Origin of the sequence: Actinoplanes italicus, from assembly GCF_003001815.1 — a bacterium.
In the GTDB taxonomy this organism is placed as follows: domain Bacteria; phylum Actinomycetota; class Actinomycetes; order Mycobacteriales; family Micromonosporaceae; genus Actinoplanes; species Actinoplanes italicus.
Genome location: NZ_PVMZ01000003.1, coordinates 568,282 through 592,511 on the forward strand (window position 1 = coordinate 568,282; position 24,230 = coordinate 592,511).

Here is a 24,230-nt window from a genome sequence, read left to right on the forward strand (position 1 = left end):
GCCGAGGGGGCGCGCGCCGCACAGCGGACGGAGGTGGGGGCATGGACTCTCGGTCGGGAGGGGTGGCATGAGCGGCGGCGCATTTCGCAAGGCGGGCGTCTGGCTCGGCCTCGTCGAGGAGGACGACGACCGCGGGTACGACGACCGCGCTTACCGGGAGAGTTCCTACCGTTCGCGTGAACGCGACCGGGATCGTGATCGTGACCGCGATCGTGACCGGGACCGCTACTCCAGTGACCGTTACTCGGACGAGTTCGCCGAGGACGACGACGAGGAGGAGCGCACCGTCCCGCGGGCGCGCACCGAGCGCCGCGAGCGTGAGCGGATCGCCGCCCGCGCCGACCTGGACCGGGAGGAGAGCGAGCGTCTCGATCGGGCGAGCGTCCGCTCCATCACCCGGCCCGCGCCGGCGCCCGAGCAGTCCGCGGCGCTGACCTACTCCACCCGTGAGAACCTCGCGCTCAAGCCCCAGCCGGTGGCCCACCCGCAGCCGGTGCACCAGCGGCCGGCCGAGGAGGAGCAGCGGTACCAGATCACCACGCTGCACCCGACCACGTACCGGGAGGCGCGGACGATCGGCGAGCACTTCCGCGACGGTGTGCCAGTGATCATCAATCTCACCGAGATGGACGAGTCGGACGCCCGGCGCCTGGTCGACTTCGCCGCCGGGCTGGCTTTCGGCCTCCGGGGTACGATCGAGCGCGTCACCAACCGGGTCTTCCTGCTCTCTCCGGCGAATGTCCAGGTCACCGCGGAGGACAAGGCCAAGATCGCTGAAGGCGGCTTCTTCACCCAGGGCTGATCGGACCTCGCAGTCGATCGGTTCCGGGCGGTGGCCGCCCGGCGATCGTGACCCCGAGGCTGACCTGAGACCCGGATTTGATTGACCCGAACGAGGGATCCACCTGACGTGCTGTCGATCGTGCTCCAGATTCTCTACATATCGCTCTACCTCTTCTTCATCGTGCTGCTGGCCAGGTTCGTGCTGAGTGCGGTGCTCCAGTACGGACGGCGCTGGCAGCCGAGCCGGGGCGCGTCGGCCGCACTCGAGACCGTGTGGAGCGTCACGGATCCGCCCCTCAAGGCGTTGAGGCGTGTGATCCCACCGCTGCGCATTGGTAACGTGAGTTTGGACCTGGCTTCCATCGTGCTGCTGGTTATCCTGTTCGTGCTCATGGACGTGGTACTCGCAAGATTGATCGTGAACTACAGCTAGACAGCAGCCCCAACCGCGGCCGCGACTGACCCGAGGAGTTTCGATGCCGCTGACCCCGGCCGACGTTCATAACGTCGCCTTCAAGAAGCCCCCGATCGGCAAGCGGGGGTATGACGAGGAGGAGGTCGACGCCTTCCTTGACGAGGTGGAGCGCGAGCTTGCCCGTCTCATCGAGGAGAACAACGAGCTGCGTGCGCAGGTGGAGCGCGGCGGTCGTGGTGGCGCACCGGCCGGCCCGAGTGCCGACCCCCGGCTCGCGGCCGAGCTCAACGACCTGAAAGCGCAGCTGGACCGCGTGCAGCGGGACAAGACGGCGGCCGAGCAGGCGGCCCGTCAGATGCAGGCCGAGCTGGAGCAGGTCCGCGCTCAGGGCCCCGGCCCCGGCGCTGCCGCGAGCGGTGCGGACGGCGAGCAGCAGGCCCTGCGCGTCCTGATGATGGCCCAGCGCACCGCCGACGACCACGTCGCCGACGCGCGCCGTGAGGCCGACAAGCTTCTCTCCGACGCCCGCTCCAAGGCGGAGGAGGTCACCCGTGAGGCGCGGGCCAAGGCCGACGCCCTCGAGCGCGACGCCCGCCAGCGCCACCAGGAGGCCATGGGCGGCCTGGACGCGAAGCGGACCGCGCTGCAGAAGCACATCGAGGAGCTGAAGCAGTTCGAGCGGGAGTACCGCACTCGCCTCAAGGCCTACCTGGAGAGCCAGCTGCGTGACCTGGACGGTCGTGGTCAGGGCCTCGAGGCCGAGCTGACGCGGGCCGACTCGGGCCGCGCCGTCGGTGGTTCCGGTGGCCTGGCCGCGGCCGGTCTCGCCGGCTCCTACAGCGGTGGCCGCACCAACTCCATCGAATCGGGCCGCTGACCCCGGCCCACCGCACCGCGACGAGGATGAGCCATGATCGTTGCTAGTCTCCTGCTCATCCCCGTCGCGGTTCTGTTTCTCGCGTTGGGCCTGGTCAACGGCTCGAGCAGTCTTCTCATAACCTCGATCGTGGTCAGCCTGCTGGCCGCGGTCGCTCTGGTCATCGGCACCCGTCAGGCCGCCGCCCGTCGTGCGGCGGAGACGTCCGAGGCGGCGCACGTCCGGGTGGGCCGGCCCGATCGTCGCGCCGGGCACGACCCTGATTTCGACGAGCCGGTGGCCCCCGCTCCCGCCTTCGCCGAAGATTCTGCCTCCGCGCCGGCACCCACCGCAGGCGAATCCGTCCACTACGAGGAACCCGCCGGACGGCCCTCGGCGGCCGACGTGGACGAGGCCCGCGCGGCCGGGGCACGAGACACCTCCACCCGTCTGGGTGACCGTGGAGGGTCCTCGGTGCCGGTCGGCGCAGACTATGCCGATTCTGACTCGGCGGATGATTCCGCTTCCCGATCCGCCGGGCTGTCCGCGGACGACGGTGCCGATGAACACGCCTGGCGGCCCGCCGCGGCCGCTGCCGAGACGCCCGAGCCGGCCGACGAGTTCGCCGACCCGGATGATGACGATCCGGACGACGAACCCCTGCCGCAGTCGGTGCGTCCCGCTGACGCCGTGATGGTCGCGCGCTTCGACACCGAGGTGCTGGTGGTCGACGGGCGGCCCCGCTACCACATGGCCGACTGCCCGCACCTGGTCGGCCGGCTGACCGAGCCGCTGCCCGCCAATGAGGCGGTCGAGCTCGGGTTCAGTCCGTGCGGCCTGTGCCGGCCGGTCGACCGGCTGGTCGCGGCGGTCGCGCAGCAGCGGTGAGTTCGCGGGTTCCCGGAGTCTCCGTGCCGGTCCGGGTGCGCCCGGGCGCCGGCCGGACCCGGGTGGGCGGTCGCTACGACGGCCCGCACGGTCCGGCCCTGATCGTCGCGGTGGGTGCGCCCGCGGTGGACGGCAAGGCGACCGAGGCGGTGCGCCGGGCGCTCGCCGCCGCGCTGGGGGTGCGGCCGGCCGAGGTCTCGCTGCGGCTCGGCGCGACCAGCCGGGACAAGGTCTTCACCGTGACGGCCCCGGAGAGTGTTTGGGAGAGCCGGCTCACCGAGCTTCGCGACGACGGATAGTGGTCACTCGGTCACTTCGGGTTCAAAGCTGGCAATTCCATGAGTGTCCGAGCATTTTGGTGCCGTTTGTCCTTTCTGGTGAGTGATGGCGGGTTGTCCGGCTACTTCACGTTCCGTATTCTTGCCACCCTCCGGAGTGCGCGGCTGTTTTCCAGCCGCGCCGTTTGTGCAGGTAGGGGAAGATCTACGGCGGCGAACGAGGCCGCCCGCCGGACCCGGGCGCCCACGGGGCCCGGACACCACGGGGACAGACCAGGGAACGGCGCGGCCCGGCGAATCGGCCGCCCGGTTCCGCAGACCGCTGATCGCCGCCGCACGGCGGCCGAGGGAGCGACGATGGCCAAGGCAACGGAGACCCGGCCCGATACGACTGGAGCCGCCGCCGAGCGGACCCGGAGTGAGGCGGAGACCGAGCAGATCCGGCAGGCGCTGGTCGCGCGGCTCGACGAGTTGCAGGCCGAGTACGATCAGTCGCTCAGTGAGATCACCGAGCTGCAGCGCGAGCGGCTGGCCGACTCGGCCGGGGACGACCAGGCCGACACCGGCACCAAGACGTTCGAGCGGGAGCAGGAGATCACGCTGGCCAACAACCTGCTCGAGCGGATCACACAGGTCGAACGCGCGATCGATCGTCTCGGGCAGGGCAACTACGGTTGGTGTGAGCGGTGCGGCACCCAGATCCCGGTCGAACGGCTGGCTGCGTTCCCCTCCGCCACTCTCTGTGTCTCTTGCAAGCAGTTGGAGGAACGACGCTGAACGCCGACGAACAGGCCACGCGGGGGTTCACCACCCGTGCGGTGGCCGTCCTGGCCGCGACCGCGGTCATCGCCGTGGCGGTCGACCAGTGGGTCAAGCACCTCTCCACCGAGAATCTGGATCCCGGCGAGCCGGTCCGGATCCTCGGTGGTCTGGTCTATCTGTCGCTGCTGCGCAACAGCGGAGCGGCGTTCAGCTTCGGCAGTGACTACACCTTCATCTTCCCGGTGATCACCCTCGTGGTGGTCGGCGTGATCGTGTGGCTGGCGACCCGGCTGCGGTCGGTGCCGTGGGCGCTCTCGCTGGGACTGGTGCTGGGTGGTGCCCTGGGCAACCTGGGCGACCGGCTGTTCCGTGCGCCGGGGCCGTTCCACGGTCACGTGGTCGACATGATCAGCGTGTTCGCGCCGTACGGCGAGAAGTTCGCCGTCTTCAACATCGCGGACAGCTGCCTCACGGTCGGGGTCTGCCTGGCCGTGGCGCTCGAGCTGACCGGTCGTCAGCGGGACGGCACCCGTCTGGTGAGCGAGAAGAAGAAGGCCGACGCGGCCGGCCAGACGACCGAAGAGGGAAGTACAGCGTGAGCGGACAGCGATCCCTGCCGGTGCCGGACGGGCTCGACGGGATGCGGCTGGACCAGGCCGTCTCGCGGCTGTTCGGCCTGTCCCGGACCGCGGCGGCCACCCTCGTCGAGTCGGGTGACGCGCTGGTCGACGGCATTCCCCGGCCCAAGTCGGAGAAGGTCGCGGCCGGTTCCTGGCTCGAGGTGACCCTGCCGTCGCCGGTCGCCGCCCCGGCCGTGGTCGCCGAGCCGGTGCACGGTCTCGGCATCATCTACAGCGACGACGACATCGTGGTGGTCGACAAGCCGGTCGGCGTCGCCGCGCACCCGAGCCCCGGCTGGACCGGCCCCACCGTGATCGGCGGTCTGGCCGCCATGGGGCAGAACGTCGCCACCAGCGGCGCCGCCGAGCGGCAGGGCGTCGTGCACCGGCTCGACGTGGGCACCACCGGCCTCATGGTGGTGGCCAAGAGCGAGCAGGCGTACTCCTTCCTGAAGCGGGCCTTCAAGGAACGCGAGGTGGAGAAGCGGTACCACGCGGTGGTCCAGGGACACCTGGACCCGCTGCGGGGCACCATCGACGCGCCGATCGACAGGCACCCGACCGCCGATTGGAAGTTCGCGGTCATGTCCGACGGGAAGCCGAGCGTCACCCACTACGACACGCTCGAGGCGTTCCGGTCGGCCAGCCTGGTCGACGTACGGCTGGAGACCGGCCGGACGCACCAGATCCGGGTGCACATGTCGGCGATGCGGCACCCGTGCGTGGGCGACACGGCGTACGGTGCCGACCCCACCCTCGCCGCCCGGCTGAAGCTCGGCCGGCAGTGGCTGCACGCACGGGAGCTGGCGTTCGTCCACCCCCGGACGTATGAGGAGGTGCGGTTCGTCAGCGATTACCCTGACGACCTGAAATACGCGCTGGACGTCCTTCAGGACGCCGGCTGACCGTCGGGAGTACACGTGGGCCCCGCTCCTCGTATGCGGGCAGTCCTCGTCGGGTTCGGGGGCGCCGCGCTCCGGTTGCAGGTCATGGCCGGAGTGGCGCTGGCCGCTATCGTCGCCCTGGTTCTGGTGGTCCTCTGGGCCGATCGGGAGCTCCCGGCCGATGACGAGGCCGGCGACGTGCTCCGGGTGGGTGTCGTGGAGGGCCAGTCGGTCGCCGGCTATCTGAGGTCCTCCCGGGACGAGCTCGCCCGGCTCACCGGCCCGTCGGCCCCGGTCGGTGGCGAGACGTGGGCGCTGGTCGCCTTCAAGCGGTACACGGCCGCCGACGGCCTGCCCGCGATGCTCGCGGGCGCCCAGGTGGCCCAGGTCTACACGCGGGTGCCCCTGGAGGAGACCCGGACCCCGGTGGTGCGGATCCCGGTGGTGGTGCTGCCCGGCGACGTCACCACGGGCATGCTGCACGCGGCGCAGGCCCGCGACCGGGAGCGCGCCGACTATCAGCGGCTGAGCGGGGCGCTGACCGGTGAGGGGCGCAACGAGGTACGGCTGCGGGCGGCGTACGAGAGTGCGGCGCGGGTGGCCGGCGAGGAGGCCGCGTCGTACCGGGCCGGCTGTGACTGCGTGTTCGCCGCGGTCGTCCGGGCCACGCCGGCCGTGCTCGACGGGATCTCGGCCCGGCCCTGGGTGCGGGTGGTGGATCCGGCACCGGAGGTGCGGCAGCTGGATCGCACCGAGTTCCGCCCGCCGCTGCCGGAGGAGGTGGACGTGGTGTCGCCGGAGCCGTCCGCCGTGCCATCCATGCCGGTGAGCGTTGCCCCGGCCACCCCGCCCCCGTTACCGTCGTCGATCGAGGTAGATGTGACATCTGCCTCACCAGACATTTCAGCTCCGACACCGTCGTCCGCCGTATTCCCTTCCGAGGGTTCGGGTGCCGTACCCTCGGCAGCGGATGCGAGTCCAGCTCATGAGGGAAGGGGCGGGTCTCCGGGGGCATCCGGTGGAGAACCCGGCCGTTAGGTTTTCCGGGACGTGGTCGTGTGATCAAGAACGACCGGGGGATGGGCGGTCGGTCGGTGGCCCGAATAGGGTCTCATCCGTAGCCTGTCAGGGGCGAGCGACACCATCGCCGTGAATGATGCCGGGTAGGCGCAGAAAGGACGAGCCGTGGACGGGACCGAGACCGGCTGGGGCCGGCCTGCGGAACCAGCCCCGCGCTGGCGGGCGCTGCTCGACCGTGCCCGGCACGCCGGCCGCAGCGAGGAGCCGGAAGAGGCGCCCAAGCAGCCGGAGACGCAGCAGCAGCAACAGCAGTGGGGCCAGCAGCTGCCGACCCGTGGCTCGGCGTCGGTGGGCCGTCCGGTCAATCCGCTCGACCCGCGGCAGGCGCCTCAGCAGCCGGGCGCCTTCGAGCGTCAACCGGCCGAGCCGCAGCGTCCCGCTGTTCCGCAACGGCCGATCAACCCGCTCGATCCGCGCTGGCAGGGCCGGCGCGAGCCCGAGCAGCACAGCTTCTTCGAGCCGACGCCGCGATCGCAGCCGCAGCAGCCGGCGCAGCAATCCCCGCCCGTGCCGCCGGCCCAGCAGCCGCCGTCGGCGTATGGGTACACGCAGCCCGCCAACGGTTACGCCCCACCGGCTCCGAACGGTTACGCCCAGCCCGCTCAGGCCTACGCACCCCCGCAGGCGTACCCGCAGGCCCCCGCGCCGGCCCAGCCACAGATGCCGGCACCGTCGCCGCAGCCGGCTCCCGGCCGCGCCGCCGCGCCGGTCTCCCCGGCCCCGGCGGCCGCCCGGATCGAGTGGCGGCAGACGCGCTCCGAGGACGGCATGGACCGCGCCGTCTCGATCATGCGGCGCAAGCTCGGCAAGCCACGGGTGCTGGCCTTCGCCAATCCCAAGGGCGGCGTGCACAAGACCACCGCGACCGTGCTGGCCGCGGCCACCATCGGCAGCGTCCGCGGCCGCGGTGTGCTCGCCTGGGACGACAACGAGCTGCGCGGCACTCTCGGCCTTCGGGCCGGCAGCGCCCGGCACGCGCGGACCATAAAGCACCTGCTGGCGGATCTGATGCGGATCGAGAGCCTGCACGGTGACGCCCTGCTCCAGGAACTGGACGCCTACCTGCGGCACGCCTCCGACGGCTCCTACGACGTCCTGGCCGGCGAGGAGAACCCACGGTTCGCCCAGCGCCTCGACCAGGGCACCGTGCGCCGGGTGATGGACCTGCTCCGGCGGACCCACGACGTGATCTGCGTCGACACCGGCAACAACGTGGAGAGCGTCAACTGGCAGACCGTGATGCGGTCGGCCGACCAGCTGGTGATCACCACGGTCCCCCGGGAGGACGCCGCCTTCACCGCCGACTGGATGCTCGACGTTCTGGAGGAGGGCGGGCAGGGCGACATGGTGGCCAACGCCGTGACGCTTATCTCGTGCCCGTCGCCGGGCAATCTGCCGCTGCTGGAGGACTTCAAGCGGCACTTCGCGACCCGGACCAGGGCGGTCGCCGTGGTGCCCTACGACCCGGCTCTCGAGGTCGGTTCCTCGATCGAGTACGGCGACCTGCAGCAGGAGACGAGGCAGGCCTGGCTCCGCGCGGCGTCGGTGATGTTGGAGCCCTTCGCGGAGTAGGTTCTGTCGTACGCCGGGGCTAGGCTTCTCTGCGCTGTCATTTGGAAGAGGGGGTTCCGGGTGTCTGACTCGTTTGTGCACCTGCATGTGCACACAGAGTATTCAATGCTCGACGGGGCGGCCCGGATCAAGGAACTTCTCGCGGAGGCGAAGCGGCTCGGCATGCCGGCCGCGGCGATCACCGACCACGGCAACATGCACGGCGCCTACGACTTCTACACGCAGGCAAAAGCCGCCGGTGTGACCCCGGTCATCGGCGTCGAGGCCTATGTCGCGCCGGAGTCCCGGCTGGACAAGAAGCGCATCAAGTGGGGTCGGCCGGAGCAGAAATCGGACGACGTCTCCGGTAACGGTGCGTATACGCACATGACCATGTGGGCGCGCAACGCGGTCGGTCTGAAGAACCTCTTCCGGCTCAACTCACGCGGCTCCATGGAGGGCCAGCTCGGTAAGTACCCGCGCATGGACTTCGACATCATCGCGGAGCACGCCGAGGGCATCATGGGCACCACCGGCTGCCCGTCCGGCATCGTGCAGACCCGGCTGCGGCTGGGTCACTTCGACGAGGCGCTGAAGTCCGCCGCGAAGTACCAGGAGGCGCTCGGCAAGGAGCACTACTTCCTGGAGATCATGGATCACGGCCTGTCGATCGAGCGGCGGGTCCGCGACGGCCTGCTGGAGATCGGCAAGAAGCTCAACATCCCGCCGCTGGTCACCAACGACTCGCACTACGTGCACGAGGAGCAGTCTGCGGCGCACGACGTGCTCCTGTGCGTGCAGACCGGCAGCAACGTGGCCGACCCCAACCGGTTCCGCTTCGACGGTTCCGGCTACTTCGTGAAGTCGGCCGATCAGATGCGCGCCGTCGACTCCTCAGAGGCCTGGCAGGAGGGTTGCCGCAACACCCTGCTGGTGGCCGAGAAGGTGGACACCGAGGGGATGTTCACCTTCAAGAACCTGATGCCGCGGTTCCCGATCCCGGACGGCTTCACCGAGGAGGAGTACTTCCGGCACATGGCCTTCGAGGGGTTGCGCAAGCGCTTCCCGGACGGCATCCCGGAGTCCCACGTCAAGCAGGCCGACTACGAGCTGGGCGTCATCATCTCGATGGGCTTCCCGGCGTACTTCCTCGTGGTCGCCGACTTCATCCAGTGGGCCAAGGACAACGGCATCGCGGTGGGACCGGGCCGTGGCTCGGCGGCGGGTTCGCTGATCGCGTACGCCATGGGCATCACCGACCTCGACCCCCTCCCGCACGGCCTGATCTTCGAGCGGTTCCTGAACCCCGAGCGTGTCTCGATGCCCGATGTCGACATCGACTTCGACGACCGGCGGCGGGCCGAGGTGATCCGCTACGTGACCGAGAAATGGGGCGAGGACAAGGTCGCCCAGATCGCCACGTTCGGCACGATCAAGGCCAAGGCCGCCATCAAGGACTCGGCCCGGGTGCTGGGTTACCCGTTCGCGGTCGGCGACAAGATCACCAAGGCGATGCCGCCGGACGTCATGGGCAAGGGCATCACCCTCGGCGGCATCTTCAACAAGGAGGACAAGCGGTACAACGAGGCCGGCGAGGTCCGCGGGCTCTACGAGACCGACCCCGACGTCAAGAAGGTCATCGACACCGCGCGCGGCATCGAGGGCCTGATCCGGCAGACCGGTGTGCACGCCGCCGGCGTCATCATGTCCGCCGAGCCGATCATCGACCACATCCCGCTCATGCGCCGGGCCAGCGACGGCGTGATCATCACGCAGTTCGACTATCCGACGTGCGAGACGCTCGGCCTGCTGAAGATGGACTTCCTCGGCCTGCGCAACCTGACCATCCTCGACGACGCCAACCGGAACGTCGAGCTCAACCACGGTCAGAAGCTCGACCTGCTGAAACTCCCGCTGGACGACCCGAAGGCGTACGAGTTGCTGGCCCGCGGCGACACGCTGGGCGTGTTCCAGCTCGACGGCGGGCCGATGCGTTCGCTGCTGCGCCTGATGAAGCCGGACAACTTCGAGGACATCTCCGCCGTCCTGGCGCTGTACCGTCCCGGCCCGATGGGCGTCGACTCGCACACCAACTACGCGCTTCGTAAGAACAAGCTCCAGGAGATCACCCCGATCCATCCTGAGCTGGAGGAGCCGCTGCGCGAGATCCTCGAGCCCACGTACGGCCTGATCGTCTACCAGGAGCAGGTGCAGCGCGCCGCGCAGATCCTCGCCGGCTACAGCCTCGGCCAGGCCGACCTGCTCCGCCGCGCCATGGGTAAGAAGAAGAAGGAGATCCTCGATAAGGAGTTCGTTCCGTTCCGGGACGGCTGCCGCGAGCACGGCTACTCCGACGAGGCCATCCAAGCGGTGTGGGACGTGCTGGTGCCGTTCGCCGGCTACGCGTTCAACAAGGCGCACTCCGCCGCGTACGGCCTGGTCTCCTTCTGGACCGCCTACCTGAAGGCGCACTACCCGGCCGAGTACATGGCCGGTCTGCTGACCAGCGTCGGCGACGACAAGGACAAGATGGCCATGTACCTGGCGGAGTGCCGCCGCATGGGCATCCAGGTGCTGCCACCGGACGTGAACCAGTCGGCCGGGCCGTTCACCCCTGTCGGCAAGGACATCCGGTTCGGTCTGGGCGCGGTCCGCAACGTCGGCGGCAACGTGGTCGAGGCGATCGTCCGCTGCCGCAAGGAGAAATCCGAGTACGCCGACTTCTACGACTTCCTGTCCAAGGTCGACGCGGTGGCCTGCAACAAGAGGACGATCGAGTCGCTGATCAAGGCGGGCGCGTTCGACTCGATGGGGCACAGCCGCAAGGGCCTGCTGGCCGTGCACGCCGAGGCCATCGACGCGTACGCGGACGTCAAGCGCAACGAGGCGGCCGGCCAGTTCGACCTGTTCGGGGCGTTCGGCGACGACGCCGGCGGCGGCTCGGCCGGCGTCACCATGCCGCCGATCGCCACCGCCGAGTGGGACAAGCGCGACAAGCTGGCCTTCGAGCGGGAGATGCTCGGGCTCTACGTGTCCGATCACCCGCTCGCCGGCCTCGAGATGATGCTCGCGAACGCGGCCGACACCAGCATCGCGGCGCTCAACGAGGAGGGCTCGGTCCCGGACGGCCAGGTCGTCACACTCGCGGGCATCCTCACCGGCGTCCAGCGGCGGATCACCAAGCAGGGCAGGTCGTGGGCCTCGGCCACCCTGGAGGACCTGGCAGGCGGCGTGGAGGCGCTGTTCTTCCCCAACACGTACGAACTGGTCGGGCAGTACATCGCCGAGGACGCCATCGTGGTCGTCAAGGGCCGGATCGAGCGTCGTGACGGCGCCGCCCGGATCATGGCGATGGACATGTCCATGCCCGACATCACCCACAACCCGGACAGCAAGCCGGTCACCCTGACGATGCCGATCACCCGGTGCACCCCGCCGCTGGTCGACGAGCTCAAGGAGATCCTGGTGAGCCACCCGGGCGACACCGAGGTGCACGTCCATCTGCAGAACGGCAGCCGGACCACGGTCATGCGGCTCGGCGGAGTCCGGGTCGCGGCGACACCGGCCCTGCGCGCCGACCTCAAGATGATCCTCGGCCCCTCCGCCGTCGCCTGACGTCCCGGCCGATCTGGAAGGATCAAAGGGTGGCGTACCCGACTGAGCAGCCGGCCGGCCCGTCCCAGCCTCCGGAGGGACCCGAACCGGGTGTGCCCGTCGCGCCGGGCCCGCTCGGCTCGGTCACCGACTGGCGGCAGTGGCTCCGGATGGAGGGCCCGCCCCGCCCGTGGCGGCGCTCGCTCGCCGCCGGGGCCGGTGCCGCCGTGGCGATCATCGTGCTAGGCGTGCTCCTCGGCCTGCTCTGGGCGTGGCTCGCGCCGGCCGTGCCAGTGATCAACGGGGGCGACGCCGGGGTGCTGGTCACCGACCCCTCGCCCGAGCAGTACATCGCCGCCGACGGCTGGTTCACCCTGCTCGGCCTCGGGTTCGGCCTGATCGTGACGGTCGGTTCATGGCTCGTGCTGCGCCGCGACCGCGGGCCGTACCTGCTGTTCGGCGTCGTGGGCGGCGCCTTCGTGGCCGGTCGCTGGGTCGCCCCGGCGGTCGGCGAGTGGCTCGGGCGCGACGCCTACGACCACTGGCGGGAGACCGCGGCGCAGGGCGCGACCTATCTGGCGCCGCCGGAGCTGCAGTCGCTCGGGCCGAAACTGGTGCCGGCGTTCATCGCGGCGATCGTGCTGACCCTGCTCGCCGGCTGGTCCAACGACCCGGACCTCGACCATCCGGGCGCGCATCCGGGTTATGGGGCCAACTACGGATACCCGCCGTACACCACGGACCCGGCCGTGCCTTACCCACCCGCCGACTACGCGCCACCCGCCGGCGCCGACCGGTACGCACCACCTGCAGGCACTGGCCCGTACGTGCCGCCTGCCGGTGCCGGGCCGTACGTGCCGCCTGCCGGTGCCGATTCGTATGTGTCGCCTGCCGGTGCTCGCCCGTCCTCGCCGCCTGTCGGTGCCGATTCGTACGAGCCGCCTGCTGGTGCCGAACCCCGTACCCCGCCTGCCGGAGCGGGGGAGGGCGGAGCGGTGCTCGAGACGCCGCCGCGGGAGGGGCCGGCCGGTCAAGGAACCCGGCTCGGCGGGGACGCGTAGCCCGGGAGTGACAACCCAGCCCCGACGGTCGCGCTGGGGCTGCGTTCACACGCCATTTCAAGCACCAGAGGAACGTCCGCAGGCTCCCCTCCCGCTCGCGTGGTGATCGGCGGTGCACATATGGGCGCAGGTCACCACGTTGCCGAGCCGGGCGGCGTGTGTGGTGGTCTGTGGTGTGGGTGGGCGCAGGTCACCACGTTGCCGAGCTGGGCGGCGTGTGTGGTGGTCTGTGGTGTGGGTGGGCGCAGGTCACCACGTTGCCGAGCCGGGCGGCGTGTGTGGTGGTTCGTGGCGCGTATGTGGGCGTAGGTCACCACGCGGCGAAGGCGGTGAGAAGGCAGCCGACGCGAGGAGGCGGCCCGACGCGGGAAGGTAGCCCGACGCGGGAAAGTGGCCCGACGCGGGGAGGCAGCCCGCCGTGGCGAAGGTTCCCCGCGTCGGGGAAGGCGGCCAGGACTGTGGAACGCGGCCGGGGAGGAAACGGCGCAGCGTCAGTTGGGGCTGGCCGGACGGGCCAGATCGGAGAGCGGGACCGGGACGGCACGGACCCGGGCCAGCAACCCGGCCTCACGGTTGAGCAGCCGCAACTCGGCGCGGAGGCGGGCCGCCGTGTCCGGCATGGCCAGCAGCATCTGGCGTTCCTCGACGGTGAGCTGGGCGGTCGCCGCGATCAGGTGGGACAGGACGGTGGGATCGTCGGGCACCTGCTCGAGGACCTCGCTGTTGGGACGCAGCAGTTCGAGGTAGGCGCGGAAGGCCGTCAGCACCCGCGGGGCCAGCAGCTGCGACGCCGCGCTCGGTTCCTCGTCGTCGGGCAGCCAGCGGACCTCGGCCGTGAGGTACGGCTCGGCGCCCTGCTCGACGCTGACCACCGAGAACCGGCGGCGGCCGACGGTCATGATGTCGAAGCGGCCGTCGGGCAGCTCGGTGACATGCCTCAGCTCGGCCGTGCAGCCCACCTCGTAGAGGTCGGCCGCACCGACCGGGGGCGTGGGGGCGGCGCCGTCCTCACCGGGCTCGGGCGCGACCTCACTGCCATGCCTGAAGGTGACCACGCCGAACTCGTGCGGTGTCCCCTCCGACTTGGCCACCAGCTCACGCACGAGGGTGCGATAACGCTCCTCGAAGATGTGCAGGGGCAGCACGAGACCGGGGAAGAGCACCGTGCTCAGCGGGAAGACCGGCAGCCGATCGCTCACGCTCTCAGCCTAGTCGGCCCACGACCATGGTCAACCCGCCGCATCCCAACGCCTGGGCCGGCCACTCACCTCCGAAACCCGGTTGGGCGGCCGCATAGACTGGTCGGGTGCTGAATCGGATCGACCTGCGCGGCTCCCACCGGGACCCTCGCGGACTGCTGCCCCGTGCCCAGCTCGACGTCTCCGTGGCCGTCGAGAGTATTCGCCCGGTCGTCGAGGCGGTCCATGAGCATGGCTTCAGCGCGATCCGGGAGGCGACCGAGAAGTTCGACGGCGTCACCCTGGAGCGCCTGCGCGTGCCTGCCGAGGCCATCGCCGCGGCCGAGTCGGCGCTCGAGGACGACGTGCGCGCCGCGCTGCTCGAGGTGATCAAGCGGGCCCGCAAGGTGCACGCGGACCAGCGCCGCACCGACGTGACCACCCAGGTGGTCGACGGCGGCACGGTCACCGAGCGCTGGGTTCCGGTTCGCCGGGTCGGCCTCTACGTGCCGGGCGGTCTGGCGGTCTACCCGTCGACCGTGGTGATGAACGTGGTGCCCGCCCAGGAGGCCGGCGTCGAGGGCCTAGTGGTGGCGTCGCCGCCGCAGGCGTCCAACGACGGCCTGCCCGACTCGCGGGTGCTCGCCGCGTGCGCCCTGCTCGGGGTCACCGAGGTCTACGCCGTCGGTGGCGCGCAGGCGATCGCGATGCTGGGCTACGGATCCGACGGGGCGGACGAGGGCGATCGGTGTGAGCCGGTCGACGTGATCACGGGACCCGGCAACATCTGGGTGACCGCGGCCAAGCGGCTCCTGCAGGGCCGTGTCGGGATCGACGCCGAGGCCGGGCCGACCGAGATCGCCATCCTGGCCGACGACACGGCCGACCCGCGGCACGTCGCGGCCGACCTGATCAGCCAGGCCGAGCACGACCCGCTGGCCGCGAGCGTGCTGGTCACGCCGTCGGCCGAGCTCGCCGACGCGGTCGAGGCGGAGCTGGAGAAGCAGGTCCGGACCACCAAACACACCGAGCGGGTACGCACGTCGCTGACCGGCGAGCAGTCCGGTGTGGTCCTGGTCGACGACCTGGAGCAGGGCCTCCGCGTGGTCGACGAGTATGCGGCCGAGCACCTGGAGATCCAGACCCGCGACGCGCGCGAGTGGGCCATGCGGGTCCGCAACGCGGGCGCGATCTTCGTGGGCGCGTGGGCGCCGGTGTCGCTGGGTGACTACGCGGCCGGGTCCAACCACGTGCTGCCGACCGCCGGGTGCGCCCGGCACTCGTCCGGGTTGTCGGTGCAGTCGTTCCTGCGCGGCATCCACGTCGTGGAGTACACCGAGGACGCGCTGCGCGACGTCGCGGGCCACGTGGTGGCGCTGGCGAACGCCGAGGACCTGCCCGCGCACGGTGACGCAGTTCAGGTTCGCTTTCAGTCCGATTTTCGGGCGGCGGGCGGGGCGGTTGGACGGGGACTCCAATGACGACGATCGACGATCTGCCCATCCGGGACGATCTGCGGGGCCAGACGCCGTACGGCGCTCCGCAGCTCGACGTCGCGGTCCGGCTGAACACCAACGAGCACGCCTTCGCGGTCCCGCAGCCGGTGATCGAGGAGATGCGCAAGCGGCTCGACGCCGAGCTGGCCGACCTCAACCGCTACCCCGATCGGGACGCGGTCGGCCTGCGGACCGATCTGGCCTCCTACCTCGGTCACGGCCTGGGCTTCGAGAGCGTGTGGGCGGCCAACGGGTCCAACGAGGTGCAGCAGCAACTGCTCCAGGCGTTCGGCGGCCCGGGGCGGACGGCGCTCGGCTTCGGACCGTCCTACTCGATGCACCCGCTGCTCGCGGCCGGCACCGGTACCCGCTGGATCGGCGCGCTGCGTGACCCCGACTTCGGGCTGCGGGCCGACGCGGCGGTCGCCGAGATCCACCGGCACGATCCCGACCTGGTCTTCCTCTGCTCGCCGAACAACCCGACCGGCACCGCTCTCGACCCGGCGGTGATCGACGCGGTCCTCGGTGCGGCGCGGGGCATGGTGCTGGTCGACGAGGCCTATTTCGAGTACGCCCGGACGGGCACCCGCAGCGCGATCGAGCTGCTGCCCGGCCACCCACGCCTGGTGGTGACCCGGACGATGAGCAAGGCGTTCGGTTTTGCCGGCGGCCGCCTCGGCTACTTCGCCGCCGATCCGGCCGTGGTCGACGCGGTGCAACTGGTCCGCCTGCCGTACCACCTGAGCGCGCTGACCCAGGCCGCCGCGCGGGCCGCCGTTTCGCAGAGCGCCGCGCTACTGGCCACGGTCGAGCAGATCAAGGTGCAGCGCGACCGGATCGTCGGCACCCTGCGCGGGCGGGGTGTCGCGGTGGCCGACAGCGACGCCAACTTCGTGCTGTTCCGCACCGGCGACGACCAGAAGGCCGCCTGGCAGGCGTTCCTCGACCGGGGCGTCCTCATCCGCGACGTCGGCCTGGCGGGCTGGCTGCGGGTCACCGCCGGCACCGAATCCGAGACCACCGCTTTCCTGAACGCCGCCGAGGAGATCTTGCTGTGAGCCGTGTGGGCCGCATTGACCGCGTCACCAACGAGACCAAGGTGCTCGTCGAGATCGATCTCGACGGCACCGGCAAGGGTGACCTGCACACCGGGGTCGGCTTCTACGACCACATGCTCAACCAGCTCGCCAAGCACGGCGGGTTCGACCTCACCGTGCGGACCGAGGGCGATCTGGAGATCGACTCGCACCACACCATCGAGGACACCGCGATCGCGCTCGGCGAGGCGTTCGCGCAGGCCCTCGGGGACAAGAGGGGCATCCGGCGGTACGGCTCCGCGACGATCCCGATGGACGAGGTGCTGGTCCGCGCGGCCGTCGACCTGTCCGGCCGGGCGTACGTGGTGCACGACGAGCCGCTGCTCGTGCCGTACATCGGTCCCGTCTACGCGACCAGCATGACCCGGCACATCTTCGAGGCGTTCGGTCACGCCGCCAAGGTGACCCTGCACGTGGACGTGCTGCGGGCCAGCCGTCCCGGCGGGCACCCGGACGCGCACCACGTGGTGGAGGCCCAGTTCAAGGCGTTCTCCCGGGCGCTGCGCGAGGCCGTCGAGATCGACCCGCGCAATGCCGGTGCGCTGCCGTCCACCAAGGGGGTCCTGTGATCTCCCTGGCGTTGTTCGCGCTGGCCGGCATCCTGCTCGGCGGCGTGATCCAGCTGGTCAAGTCGGACGCGACGAAGTTCAGCGTCGGCATCACGGCGGTGCTCGCGGTGCTGGCGGCGGCAGGCGGGTTCGCCTGGTGGCCGGGGGAGGCCTGATGAACGTCGTCATCCTCGACTACGGCTCGGGCAACCTGCGGTCGGCGGAGCGGGCGGTGGCCAGGACCGGTGCGGACGTGACCGTCACCAGCGACCTCGCGGCTGCCGCCGAGGCGGACGGCCTGGTGGTGCCGGGTGTCGGGGCGTACGCGGCGTGCATGGCCGGGATCGAGGCGCTGAACGCCGGTCCGGTCATCGCCGAGCGTGTGGCGGCCGGGCGGCCGGTCATCGGGATCTGTGTCGGGATGCAGATCCTCTTCGAGTCGGGCGTGGAGCACGGGGTGGAGACCAAGGGGCTCGGCCTGCTGCCGGGTTCGGTCACGAAACTCTCCGCCGAGCGGATCCCGCACATGGGCTGGAACACCGTCGAGGTGCCGTCCGGGTCCCGGCTGCTGGGTGGACTCACTCCGGACACCCGGTTCTACTTCGTCCACTCGTACGCCGCCCAAGATCTTGATCTTCTGAAGAACGCCCTGGTGACCACCGCGAACCATGACCTGCCGTTCGCGGCCGTGGTCGAGGCGGGTCCGCTCAGCGCCGCGCAGTTCCACCCGGAGAAGTCGGCGGACGCGGGGTTCGCCCTGCTCAGCAACTGGGTCGCGACGCTTTGAGCAAGGAACGCGCGAAACGCCGGGCCGAGCGGCTCGCCGTTCTGGAACAGGAGAAGGCCGTGCGGGCCCGGCGGGTCGCCCGCCGGGAGCGCCGGGAGTCCCTCCTGCGCCGCCTGAAGCCGCGTTTCGGGCGGGACGGCCGTCTCTATCACCGCACCCGGCGCCAGCGGATCGGCATTGTCGTCGTCACGCTGCTGGCCGTCGTCGCGGTCTGGACGCTCATCCCGGACCTGCCACTGCGCATCATCCTCACCGCCATGCTCGTTCTCGCCGTGCCGGCCCTCGTCGTCGTGGTGCTCGGCCGCCGCGCCTAGCTTCGATTCAGGAGAAACATGACCCTGCAACTGCTGCCCGCCGTCGACGTCGCCGACGGCCAGGCCGTCCGCCTGGTTCAGGGCGCCGCCGGTTCCGAGACCGCGTACGGCGACCCGCTCGAGGCCGCTCTGGCCTGGCAGAACGACGGCGCCGAGTGGATCCACCTGGTCGACCTGGACGCCGCGTTCGGCCGCGGATCGAACGCGGAGCTGCTCGCCGACGTGGTCCGGCGCCTCGACGTGAAGGTGGAGCTGTCCGGTGGCATCCGTGACGACGAGTCGCTGACCCGGGCGCTGTCGACCGGCGCCCAGCGGGTCAACATCGGCACCGCCGCCCTGGAGGACCCGGAGTGGTGCGACCGGATCTGCGGTGAGTACGGCGACCGCGTCGCGATCGGCCTGGACGTGCGCGGCCGCACCCTGTCCGCGCGGGGCTGGACCCGTGACGGCGGCGACCTGTACGAGGTGCTGGCCCGGCTCGACAAGGCGGGCGCCTCCCGTTATGTCGTCACCGACATCACCAAGGACGGCACCATGCGCGGCCCGAACCTGGACCTGCTGCGTGAGGTGTGCGCCGCCACCGACAAGCCGATCATCGCGAGCGGTGGCGTCTCCACGCTCGACGACCTGCGCGCCCTGGCGACACTGGAGCCGGTCGGGGTCGAGGGCGTGATCGCGGGCAAGGCGCTCTATGCGGGCGCGTTCACCGTACGAGAAGCTCTTGCCGTTCTCGGTTGATCTTCCAGGCCTCACGTAGTGCCTGTTCGGCGGCCCGGATCGCGGGCCGGGCCGCCGCCGAGTCACGCCAGGCGAGCACGACTCGGCGGGTGGGGATCGGATCGACCCGGACGGCTCGCGTGCCCGGCGGCAGCTCCGCACGGGCCAGCCGGGGAATGAGGCCGACGCCGAGTCCGGCCGCGATCAGGGTCAGCTGGGTCTCGAACTCGCCGACCTGAAAGTCCGGGATCACCCCGGGCAGGCTGCGGATCAGATACTCGTAGCAGACGTCACCGGCTCGGACGCCGATCCAGCGCTCGTGCCGGGCGTCCTCCAGCGTCGCCTTGCCACGAAGACGGTGGTCGGCCGGCACGATGAGGTCGGCATGGTCCTCGCCGAGTGTGACTTTCGTTATCCCCTCGGGATAGCGGAGCGCCACCTCGGGCCAGTCGTCCAGGACGGCCAGGTCGACGTGCCCCCGGCGGAGCAGCTCCACGCCCTCGTGTGGATTGACCTCGAGCACGCTGATGCCGAGTCCCGGATGGGCGTCGGTCAGCTTCCGCAGCGCGTGCGGCAGCAGGGCCCGGCACGCGGTCGCGAAGGTGGAGACGGTGAGCCGCCCGGTGACCGTGTCGCGGTGGGCGGCGAGCGCGGTCTCGGCCTCCTGCAGGCTGGTCAGCACCCGTTCGGCGTGGTCGGCGAGGATGCGGCCGGCCTCGGTGAGGCGTAGCCTCCGGCCGTCCTTCTCCACCAGCGTGCTGCCGGTCTCCCGCTCCAGTTTGGTCAGCTGCTGGGAGACCGCGGACGGGGTGCAGCGCAGGGCCTCGCCCGCGGCCAGGACCGTGCCGTAACTCGCCACCGCGTGCAGCGCACGCAGCCTGCCCAGGTCAATCATGTAGCGATGCTACATCCTCGATGTAGGTTATTTTGCTGGTGCTTAACGGTCCAGCAGCGCGAGGCTGGATCCATGAGAGCTCGTGACCTGGCTCTGGCGGTCGCCGTGGCGGCCGTCTGGGGCTTCAACTTCGTCGTCATCCACGTCGGCCTGGACGCCTTCCCGCCCCTGCTCTTCTCGGCTCTCCGGTTCGCGCTTGCCGCGTTCCCCGCCCTGCTGCTCGTCGGCCGCCCACAGGTGGCGTGGCGCTGGGTGATCACGGTCGCGCTGGTCCTCGCGGTCACCAAGTTCAGCCTGCTCTTCATCGGCATGGAGGCGGGCATGCCGGCCGGGCTGAGCTCTCTCGTCCTGCAGAGTCAGGCGATCTTCACGATGATCTTCGCGGTGCTGCTGCTCCGCGAGCGGCCGCGTCCCGTACAGCTGGCCGGTCTTGCCGTCGCGGTTGCCGGCCTGATCCTCGTGGCGACCCGCACGACCGCACCGCTGCCCGCCTTCGTGCTGGTCGTCGGCGCCGCCGCGGCCTGGGGGCTGTCCAACGTCGCCACCCGCAAGGCGTCCCCGCCGGACACGCTGCGGTTCATGGTCTGGGTCAGCGCCGTGGCGACCGGCCCGCTCGTCGTGCTCACCCTGATCTTCGACGGCCCGGCGGCCGACCTCGCCGCCCTGCGCGCGATCGACACCCGGGCGGTGCTGTCGCTGCTCTACATCGCGCTGATCTCCACGCTCGCCGGGTTCGCCGCCTGGGGCTTCCTGCTCAAGAAATACGGTGCGGCGACCGTCGCGCCCTTCTCGATGCTCGTCCCGTTCTTCGGCATCGCGTCGGCCGCTGTGTTCCTCGGCGAGCCGGTGCAAGCGATCGAGGTGGCCGGCGGTGTCCTCGTGGTCGGCGGCGTGCTCCTGGGATTGGTCAGGGCCCGCCCGGTGGCCACGAAGGAGCTGGCTAGGGTGGGGGCATGACGGTCGCGGTTCGTGTGATTCCCTGCCTGGACGTGGACGCCGGACGGGTGGTGAAGGGCGTCAACTTCGTCGACCTGCGCGACGCCGGCGACCCGGTGGAGCTGGCCTCCGCGTACGACGCGGCCGGTGCCGACGAGCTGACCTTCCTGGACGTGACCGCCTCCTCCGACGACCGCGGCACCATGCTCGACGTGGTGCGCCGGACCGCCGAGACGGTGTTCATCCCGCTCACCGTCGGCGGCGGCGTCCGCTCCCCGGAGAATGTGGACGTGCTGCTGCGGGCCGGTGCCGACAAGGTTGGTGTGAACACCGCGGCCATCGCCCGGCCGGAGCTGATCAGAGAGATCGCCGAGCGGTTCGGCAACCAGGTGCTGGTCCTCTCGCTGGACGTGCGCCGGTCGGCCGAACAGCCCAGCGGCTGGGAGGTCACCACGCACGGCGGGCGGCGCAGCGCGGATCTCGACGCGGTCGAGTGGGCGGCGCGGGTGGCCGAGCTCGGTGCCGGGGAGATCCTGCTCAACTCGATGGACGCCGACGGGACCAAGGCCGGGTTCGACCTGCCGCTCATCCGGGCGGTGCGGGCCGTCGTCGACATCCCGGTGATCGCCAGCGGCGGCGCCGGTGCGGTCGAGCACTTCGCGCCCGCGGTCGAGGCCGGTGCCGACGCGGTGCTGGCGGCCAGCGTCTTCCACTTCGGCGACCTCACCATCGGCGAGGTCAAGGAGAGCCTGCGCTCGGCGGGCAACCCGGTTCGCTGACGGCTCTCAGCGGCCGTCGGCCAGTCTCAGGCTGTATTCGCGTACCGCCGCGTTGTAGGCCTGATCGTCCAGCGACCAGTCCGCCTCGCCCGGCTCGGCCAGCCGGTTCAGCTGTGTCTGCAACGTCATCACCGCGGATGACAGGCCGCTGAACGGCCGCGTCCGCCAGAGCTGCTCACCGGGCGGGGCGACACGGATCAGGTCGTCCTCCGCGATGATCAGCCCGGCACCGGCGAGACGGCGCACCGAGGTCTCCAGCTCTTCCCGGCTCGGCACGCTGTGGTGCAGGAAATCGGCCGCGGCCAGCACGTCGGCCAGGGCCGCGCCGGTCACCGGCAACGCGGCGTGCAGTGCCCGGTCGCGTTCCAGGCGCTCGGCGATGACCGCGGAGACGAAGATCCATGCGTCGTTCCAGTTCCAGCCACCGGCCCCCATGCCGCAATGATGCCGTGCGGTGACGTCACCGGGAAGCGAATGTGTCCGGAAGATCACTGGGGGCCGGTTGCGGGGCCGACAGCTTCGGTGGTGTCACCGGGAATCGGAAGATCACTGGGGACCGATTGGGGGACCAAGAGCTTCGGAAGGAACAGGTGCACGAGCGGCCCGATCGCCAGCGCGTACGCGATCGTGCCGACACCGACCGTCCCACCCAGCAGGAAGCCGGCTCCCAGAACGGTCAGTTCGATCCCGGTCCGGATCACCCGCAACGACACCTTCGGGAACCGTGCGGCCAGACCGGTCATCAGTCCGTCGCGCGGTCCTGGACCCATCCGGCTGCCCAGGTAGAGACCGGTCGCGAAGCCGTTGAGCAGGATCCCGGACACCAGCAGGCCGACCCGGGCCGGCACCGCCTCACCGGTCGGCAGCAGTGCCAGCGAGACGTCCGCCGCGAAACCCACCACCACCAGATTGGCCACCGTCCCGAATCCCGGCCGCTGACGCAACGGAATCCAGAGCAGAAGGACGGGTACGCCCACGAGCAGCACGATCCACCCGAAGCGGATCCCGGTCACCTCGGAGAGTCCCTGGTGGAAGACGTCCCACGGGTTGAGCCCGAGACCCGACTCGATCATCAGCGCGGTGCTGACGCCGTAGAGCACAAGCCCCGCGAAGAGCTGGGGGAGGCGACGGTACAGGTTCATAACAGCCACTCTTGATGCCAATCCGCCAATGCTAAAGTGCCAATTCAGTGGAGGTGGCTATGACTACGTCGGTTCGTGGAGACCAATTGGCCCGGCTCCTGGGTCGGTGGCATTCGTTGCCGGGCCGGCGGCGCAGCCCCGACTATGCCGCGCTCGCCGGAGCGGTCCGCGGTCTGCTCTCCGACGGGCGGCTCGCCCTCGGCGTACGACTGCCCGCTGAACGCGAGCTCGCCGAAGCCCTCGCCATCAGCCGCACCACCGTGTCCGCCGCCTATCGCGCCCTCCGCGAGACCGGCCACCTCGCCAGCCGCCGCGGCGCCGGCAGCTGGACCACCCTGCCCAACGGGCACCGGGTCGCGTCCTCCGGTCTGTGGACGCCCGACGACGACCTCGACATGATCGACCTCGGCTGTGCGGCCTCGGCCGCGCCGGTCGAACTCGTCCCGGCCGCCCGCGCCGCCGCCGACGACCTGCCCCGATACCTCGGCAGCGCCGGTTACCACCCGACCGGCCTGCCCGAGCTGCGCGCCGCCGTCGCCGAGGCCTACACCACCCGCGGCGTGCCGACCTCACCCGAGCAGATCCTCATCACGAGCGGCACCCAGCAGGCTCTCGACCTGGTGCTACGCCTGTCCGTGCCGGTCGGCGCGACGGTTCTCGTCGAGACGCCCACCTATCCCAACGCGCTCGCCGCGCTCGCCGCCCGCCGCGCCCGGATCAGCACCCACGGCCTCGACATCGAAGCCGGGTGGGACGGCGAGATGCTCCTCGGGGCACTGCGTCAGACCAAACCCCGGATGACGTACGTGATTCCCGAGTTCCACAATCCGACCGGCCACCTCATGCCCACCGAGCTGCGCGAACGGCTCGTGGCGACGGCACACTCGGCCGGCACCGACCTGATCGTCGACGAGTCCTTCGTGGACCTGCCGCTCGACGACCCCGCGATGCCGCCACCCGTCGCCGTCTTCGACCGGCACTCCCGGGTCACGTCGATCGGCGGCATGAGCAAGGCTTACTGGGGTGGACTGCGGATCGGCTGGGTGCGCGCGTCCGCTCCGCTCGTGCAGCGGCTCGCCGCCATCCGGGTCGGTGTCGACATGGCCAGTCCCGTGCTGGAGCAGCTGGTGGCCGTACACCTGCTCAGGATCGCCGACGAGATCGTCTCCGCCCGCCGTGCCCAGCTGCGGTTCCGGCGTGACACCCTGGTCGCCGCCCTGCGTTCACAGTTGCCGGAGTGGCGTCTCGTCGTGCCGCGCGGGGGTGTCACCCTGTGGGCCGAACTCGACGGGCCGATCTCCAGCGCACTGTCGCGCGCCGCCGAGGACGTGGGGGTGCGGCTGGCGCCCGGGCCGCGGTTCGGGCTCGACGGCACGCTGGAGCGCTTCCTGCGCCTGCCGTTCACGCTGCCCGCCGACGATCTCGCCGAGGCCGTCCGCCGTATCGCCTCGGTCCGTCACGACCTGGACCACGCGGCCCGCCCCACCTGGCGTACCCCGGTGGTCATCACCTGACCCCCACTCCCGCGTGGTGATCTGCGCCCACGGGTGAGCCGTAGTTCACCACGTG

General features: G+C 70.7%; 26 protein-coding genes. 22 read left to right on the forward strand and 4 right to left on the reverse strand.

The features are described 5' to 3' along the window. Positions 1-67 precede the first annotated feature (67 nt). From CLV67_RS10515 to CLV67_RS52630, 12 genes are all read left to right on the forward strand, one after another. The gene (locus CLV67_RS10515; protein WP_106316982.1) at positions 68-802 is read left to right on the forward strand and encodes a cell division protein SepF; all 735 of its coding nucleotides are present in this window, start codon (positions 68-70) and stop codon (positions 800-802) included. 108 nt (positions 803-910) lie between these two features. Then, positions 911-1,216 (forward strand): YggT family protein, encoded by a 306-nt coding sequence (locus CLV67_RS10520; RefSeq protein WP_106316983.1) that lies wholly within the window; start codon positions 911-913, stop codon positions 1,214-1,216. Between the two features lie 43 nt (positions 1,217-1,259). Continuing rightward, positions 1,260-2,075 (forward strand): DivIVA domain-containing protein, encoded by an 816-nt coding sequence (locus tag CLV67_RS10525; protein ID WP_106316984.1) that lies wholly within the window; start codon positions 1,260-1,262, stop codon positions 2,073-2,075. Between the two features lie 33 nt (positions 2,076-2,108). Then, the gene (locus CLV67_RS10530) at positions 2,109-2,942 is read left to right on the forward strand and encodes a hypothetical protein (protein ID WP_106316985.1); all 834 of its coding nucleotides are present in this window, start codon (positions 2,109-2,111) and stop codon (positions 2,940-2,942) included. Then, complete coding sequence (locus CLV67_RS10535) at positions 2,939-3,241, forward strand: DUF167 domain-containing protein (protein ID WP_106316986.1); 303 nt, start codon at positions 2,939-2,941, stop codon at positions 3,239-3,241. Before CLV67_RS10530 ends, CLV67_RS10535 begins: the two co-directional genes overlap by 4 nt. Positions 3,242-3,577: 336 nt before the next feature. Continuing rightward, positions 3,578-3,997, forward strand: coding sequence for a TraR/DksA family transcriptional regulator (locus tag CLV67_RS10540; protein WP_106316987.1), 420 nt, complete (start codon positions 3,578-3,580; stop codon positions 3,995-3,997). Then, positions 3,994-4,581 carry a signal peptidase II gene (gene lspA, locus CLV67_RS10545; RefSeq protein WP_239166796.1) on the forward strand — a complete coding sequence of 196 codons (588 nt, stop codon included), beginning with the start codon at positions 3,994-3,996 and terminating at the stop codon, positions 4,579-4,581. The genes CLV67_RS10540 and lspA overlap by 4 nt, the downstream gene beginning before the upstream one ends. A 41-nt stretch (positions 4,582-4,622) precedes the next feature. Continuing rightward, positions 4,623-5,507, forward strand: coding sequence for an RluA family pseudouridine synthase (locus CLV67_RS10550; protein WP_239166797.1), 885 nt, complete (start codon positions 4,623-4,625; stop codon positions 5,505-5,507). A 33-nt stretch (positions 5,508-5,540) separates the two neighbouring features. Beyond that, positions 5,541-6,524: a hypothetical protein gene (locus tag CLV67_RS10555; RefSeq protein ID WP_239166793.1), complete on the forward strand. Its 984-nt coding sequence runs from the start codon at positions 5,541-5,543 to the stop codon at positions 6,522-6,524. A gap of 147 nt (positions 6,525-6,671) precedes the next feature. Next, positions 6,672-8,138 carry a MinD/ParA family ATP-binding protein gene (locus tag CLV67_RS10560; protein WP_106316991.1) on the forward strand — a complete coding sequence of 489 codons (1,467 nt, stop codon included), beginning with the start codon at positions 6,672-6,674 and terminating at the stop codon, positions 8,136-8,138. Positions 8,139-8,198: 60 nt separating this feature from the next. After that, complete coding sequence (gene dnaE, locus CLV67_RS10565; RefSeq protein ID WP_106316992.1) at positions 8,199-11,732, forward strand: DNA polymerase III subunit alpha; 3,534 nt, start codon at positions 8,199-8,201, stop codon at positions 11,730-11,732. A 29-nt stretch (positions 11,733-11,761) separates the two neighbouring features. After that, positions 11,762-12,772 (forward strand): hypothetical protein, encoded by a 1,011-nt coding sequence (locus CLV67_RS52630; RefSeq protein ID WP_203737628.1) that lies wholly within the window; start codon positions 11,762-11,764, stop codon positions 12,770-12,772. Between the two features lie 491 nt (positions 12,773-13,263). Here the strand turns inward: CLV67_RS52630 and CLV67_RS10575 are convergent, their stop codons facing one another. Next, positions 13,264-13,971, reverse strand: a complete 708-nt coding sequence (locus CLV67_RS10575) for an LON peptidase substrate-binding domain-containing protein (RefSeq protein WP_106316993.1) — start codon at positions 13,969-13,971, stop codon at positions 13,264-13,266. A 107-nt stretch (positions 13,972-14,078) separates the two neighbouring features. Between CLV67_RS10575 and hisD the strand changes: the two genes are divergently transcribed. The 7 genes from hisD to priA are packed head-to-tail and all read left to right on the forward strand — an operon-like array spanning position 14,079 to position 18,930. After that, entirely contained in the window at positions 14,079-15,431 is a 1,353-nt protein-coding gene (hisD, locus tag CLV67_RS10580) for a histidinol dehydrogenase (RefSeq protein ID WP_106316994.1), read from the forward strand. Further along, on the forward strand, positions 15,428-16,504 hold the full coding sequence (locus CLV67_RS10585; RefSeq protein ID WP_106316995.1) for a histidinol-phosphate transaminase: 1,077 nt from the start codon (positions 15,428-15,430) through the stop codon (positions 16,502-16,504). Before hisD ends, CLV67_RS10585 begins: the two co-directional genes overlap by 4 nt. Then, positions 16,501-17,112 carry an imidazoleglycerol-phosphate dehydratase HisB gene (gene hisB, locus CLV67_RS10590; protein WP_106316996.1) on the forward strand — a complete coding sequence of 204 codons (612 nt, stop codon included), beginning with the start codon at positions 16,501-16,503 and terminating at the stop codon, positions 17,110-17,112. The genes CLV67_RS10585 and hisB overlap by 4 nt, the downstream gene beginning before the upstream one ends. Further along, positions 17,109-17,267: a hypothetical protein gene (locus tag CLV67_RS51790; protein ID WP_170153802.1), complete on the forward strand. Its 159-nt coding sequence runs from the start codon at positions 17,109-17,111 to the stop codon at positions 17,265-17,267. The genes hisB and CLV67_RS51790 overlap by 4 nt, the downstream gene beginning before the upstream one ends. Further along, positions 17,264-17,878: an imidazole glycerol phosphate synthase subunit HisH gene (hisH, locus tag CLV67_RS10595; protein ID WP_106317174.1), complete on the forward strand. Its 615-nt coding sequence runs from the start codon at positions 17,264-17,266 to the stop codon at positions 17,876-17,878. The genes CLV67_RS51790 and hisH overlap by 4 nt, the downstream gene beginning before the upstream one ends. Then, positions 17,875-18,192: a hypothetical protein gene (locus CLV67_RS10600; RefSeq protein ID WP_106316997.1), complete on the forward strand. Its 318-nt coding sequence runs from the start codon at positions 17,875-17,877 to the stop codon at positions 18,190-18,192. Before hisH ends, CLV67_RS10600 begins: the two co-directional genes overlap by 4 nt. Positions 18,193-18,210: 18 nt before the next feature. After that, positions 18,211-18,930 (forward strand): bifunctional 1-(5-phosphoribosyl)-5-((5-phosphoribosylamino)methylideneamino)imidazole-4-carboxamide isomerase/phosphoribosylanthranilate isomerase PriA, encoded by a 720-nt coding sequence (priA, locus tag CLV67_RS10605; protein ID WP_106316998.1) that lies wholly within the window; start codon positions 18,211-18,213, stop codon positions 18,928-18,930. Here priA and CLV67_RS10610 read toward each other — a convergent pair. Next, the gene (locus CLV67_RS10610) at positions 18,896-19,804 is read right to left on the reverse strand and encodes a LysR family transcriptional regulator (RefSeq protein WP_106316999.1); all 909 of its coding nucleotides are present in this window, start codon (positions 19,802-19,804) and stop codon (positions 18,896-18,898) included. The genes priA and CLV67_RS10610 overlap by 35 nt on opposite strands. 72 nt (positions 19,805-19,876) lie before the next feature. Between CLV67_RS10610 and CLV67_RS10615 the strand changes: the two genes are divergently transcribed. Continuing rightward, positions 19,877-20,761 carry an EamA family transporter gene (locus CLV67_RS10615; RefSeq protein WP_106317000.1) on the forward strand — a complete coding sequence of 295 codons (885 nt, stop codon included), beginning with the start codon at positions 19,877-19,879 and terminating at the stop codon, positions 20,759-20,761. Then, positions 20,758-21,519 carry an imidazole glycerol phosphate synthase subunit HisF gene (gene hisF / locus CLV67_RS10620; RefSeq protein ID WP_106317001.1) on the forward strand — a complete coding sequence of 254 codons (762 nt, stop codon included), beginning with the start codon at positions 20,758-20,760 and terminating at the stop codon, positions 21,517-21,519. Before CLV67_RS10615 ends, hisF begins: the two co-directional genes overlap by 4 nt. 6 nt (positions 21,520-21,525) lie before the next feature. On the opposite strand, the gene CLV67_RS10625 is transcribed toward hisF, so the two are convergent. Beyond that, entirely contained in the window at positions 21,526-21,954 is a 429-nt protein-coding gene (locus tag CLV67_RS10625) for a hypothetical protein (protein WP_106317002.1), read from the reverse strand. Between the two features lie 53 nt (positions 21,955-22,007). Further along, entirely contained in the window at positions 22,008-22,661 is a 654-nt protein-coding gene (gene yczE, locus CLV67_RS10630) for a membrane protein YczE (protein ID WP_106317003.1), read from the reverse strand. 59 nt (positions 22,662-22,720) lie between these two features. On the opposite strand from yczE, the gene yczR reads away from it, so the two are divergent. After that, on the forward strand, positions 22,721-24,175 hold the full coding sequence (gene yczR, locus CLV67_RS10635) for a MocR-like transcription factor YczR (RefSeq protein ID WP_106317004.1): 1,455 nt from the start codon (positions 22,721-22,723) through the stop codon (positions 24,173-24,175). Positions 24,176-24,230: the final 55 nt, after the last annotated feature.

Coding starts and splice junctions, on each gene's coding strand:
- CLV67_RS10515 (WP_106316982.1), top strand. CDS start 68: ATGAGCGGCGGCGCATTTCGCAAGGCGGGCGTCTGGCTCGGCCTCGTC.
- CLV67_RS10525 (WP_106316984.1), top strand. CDS start 1,260: ATGCCGCTGACCCCGGCCGACGTTCATAACGTCGCCTTCAAGAAGCCC.
- CLV67_RS10530 (WP_106316985.1), top strand. CDS start 2,109: ATGATCGTTGCTAGTCTCCTGCTCATCCCCGTCGCGGTTCTGTTTCTC.
- CLV67_RS10540 (WP_106316987.1), top strand. CDS start 3,578: ATGGCCAAGGCAACGGAGACCCGGCCCGATACGACTGGAGCCGCCGCC.
- CLV67_RS10550 (WP_239166797.1), top strand. CDS start 4,623: ATGCGGCTGGACCAGGCCGTCTCGCGGCTGTTCGGCCTGTCCCGGACC.
- CLV67_RS10555 (WP_239166793.1), top strand. CDS start 5,541: ATGCGGGCAGTCCTCGTCGGGTTCGGGGGCGCCGCGCTCCGGTTGCAG.
- CLV67_RS10585 (WP_106316995.1), top strand. CDS start 15,428: ATGACGACGATCGACGATCTGCCCATCCGGGACGATCTGCGGGGCCAG.
- priA (WP_106316998.1), top strand. CDS start 18,211: ATGACCCTGCAACTGCTGCCCGCCGTCGACGTCGCCGACGGCCAGGCC.
- CLV67_RS10610 (WP_106316999.1), bottom strand. CDS start 19,804: ATGATTGACCTGGGCAGGCTGCGTGCGCTGCACGCGGTGGCGAGTTAC.
- CLV67_RS10615 (WP_106317000.1), top strand. CDS start 19,877: ATGAGAGCTCGTGACCTGGCTCTGGCGGTCGCCGTGGCGGCCGTCTGG.
- hisF (WP_106317001.1), top strand. CDS start 20,758: ATGACGGTCGCGGTTCGTGTGATTCCCTGCCTGGACGTGGACGCCGGA.
- CLV67_RS10625 (WP_106317002.1), bottom strand. CDS start 21,954: ATGGGGGCCGGTGGCTGGAACTGGAACGACGCATGGATCTTCGTCTCC.
- yczE (WP_106317003.1), bottom strand. CDS start 22,661: ATGAACCTGTACCGTCGCCTCCCCCAGCTCTTCGCGGGGCTTGTGCTC.
- yczR (WP_106317004.1), top strand. CDS start 22,721: ATGACTACGTCGGTTCGTGGAGACCAATTGGCCCGGCTCCTGGGTCGG.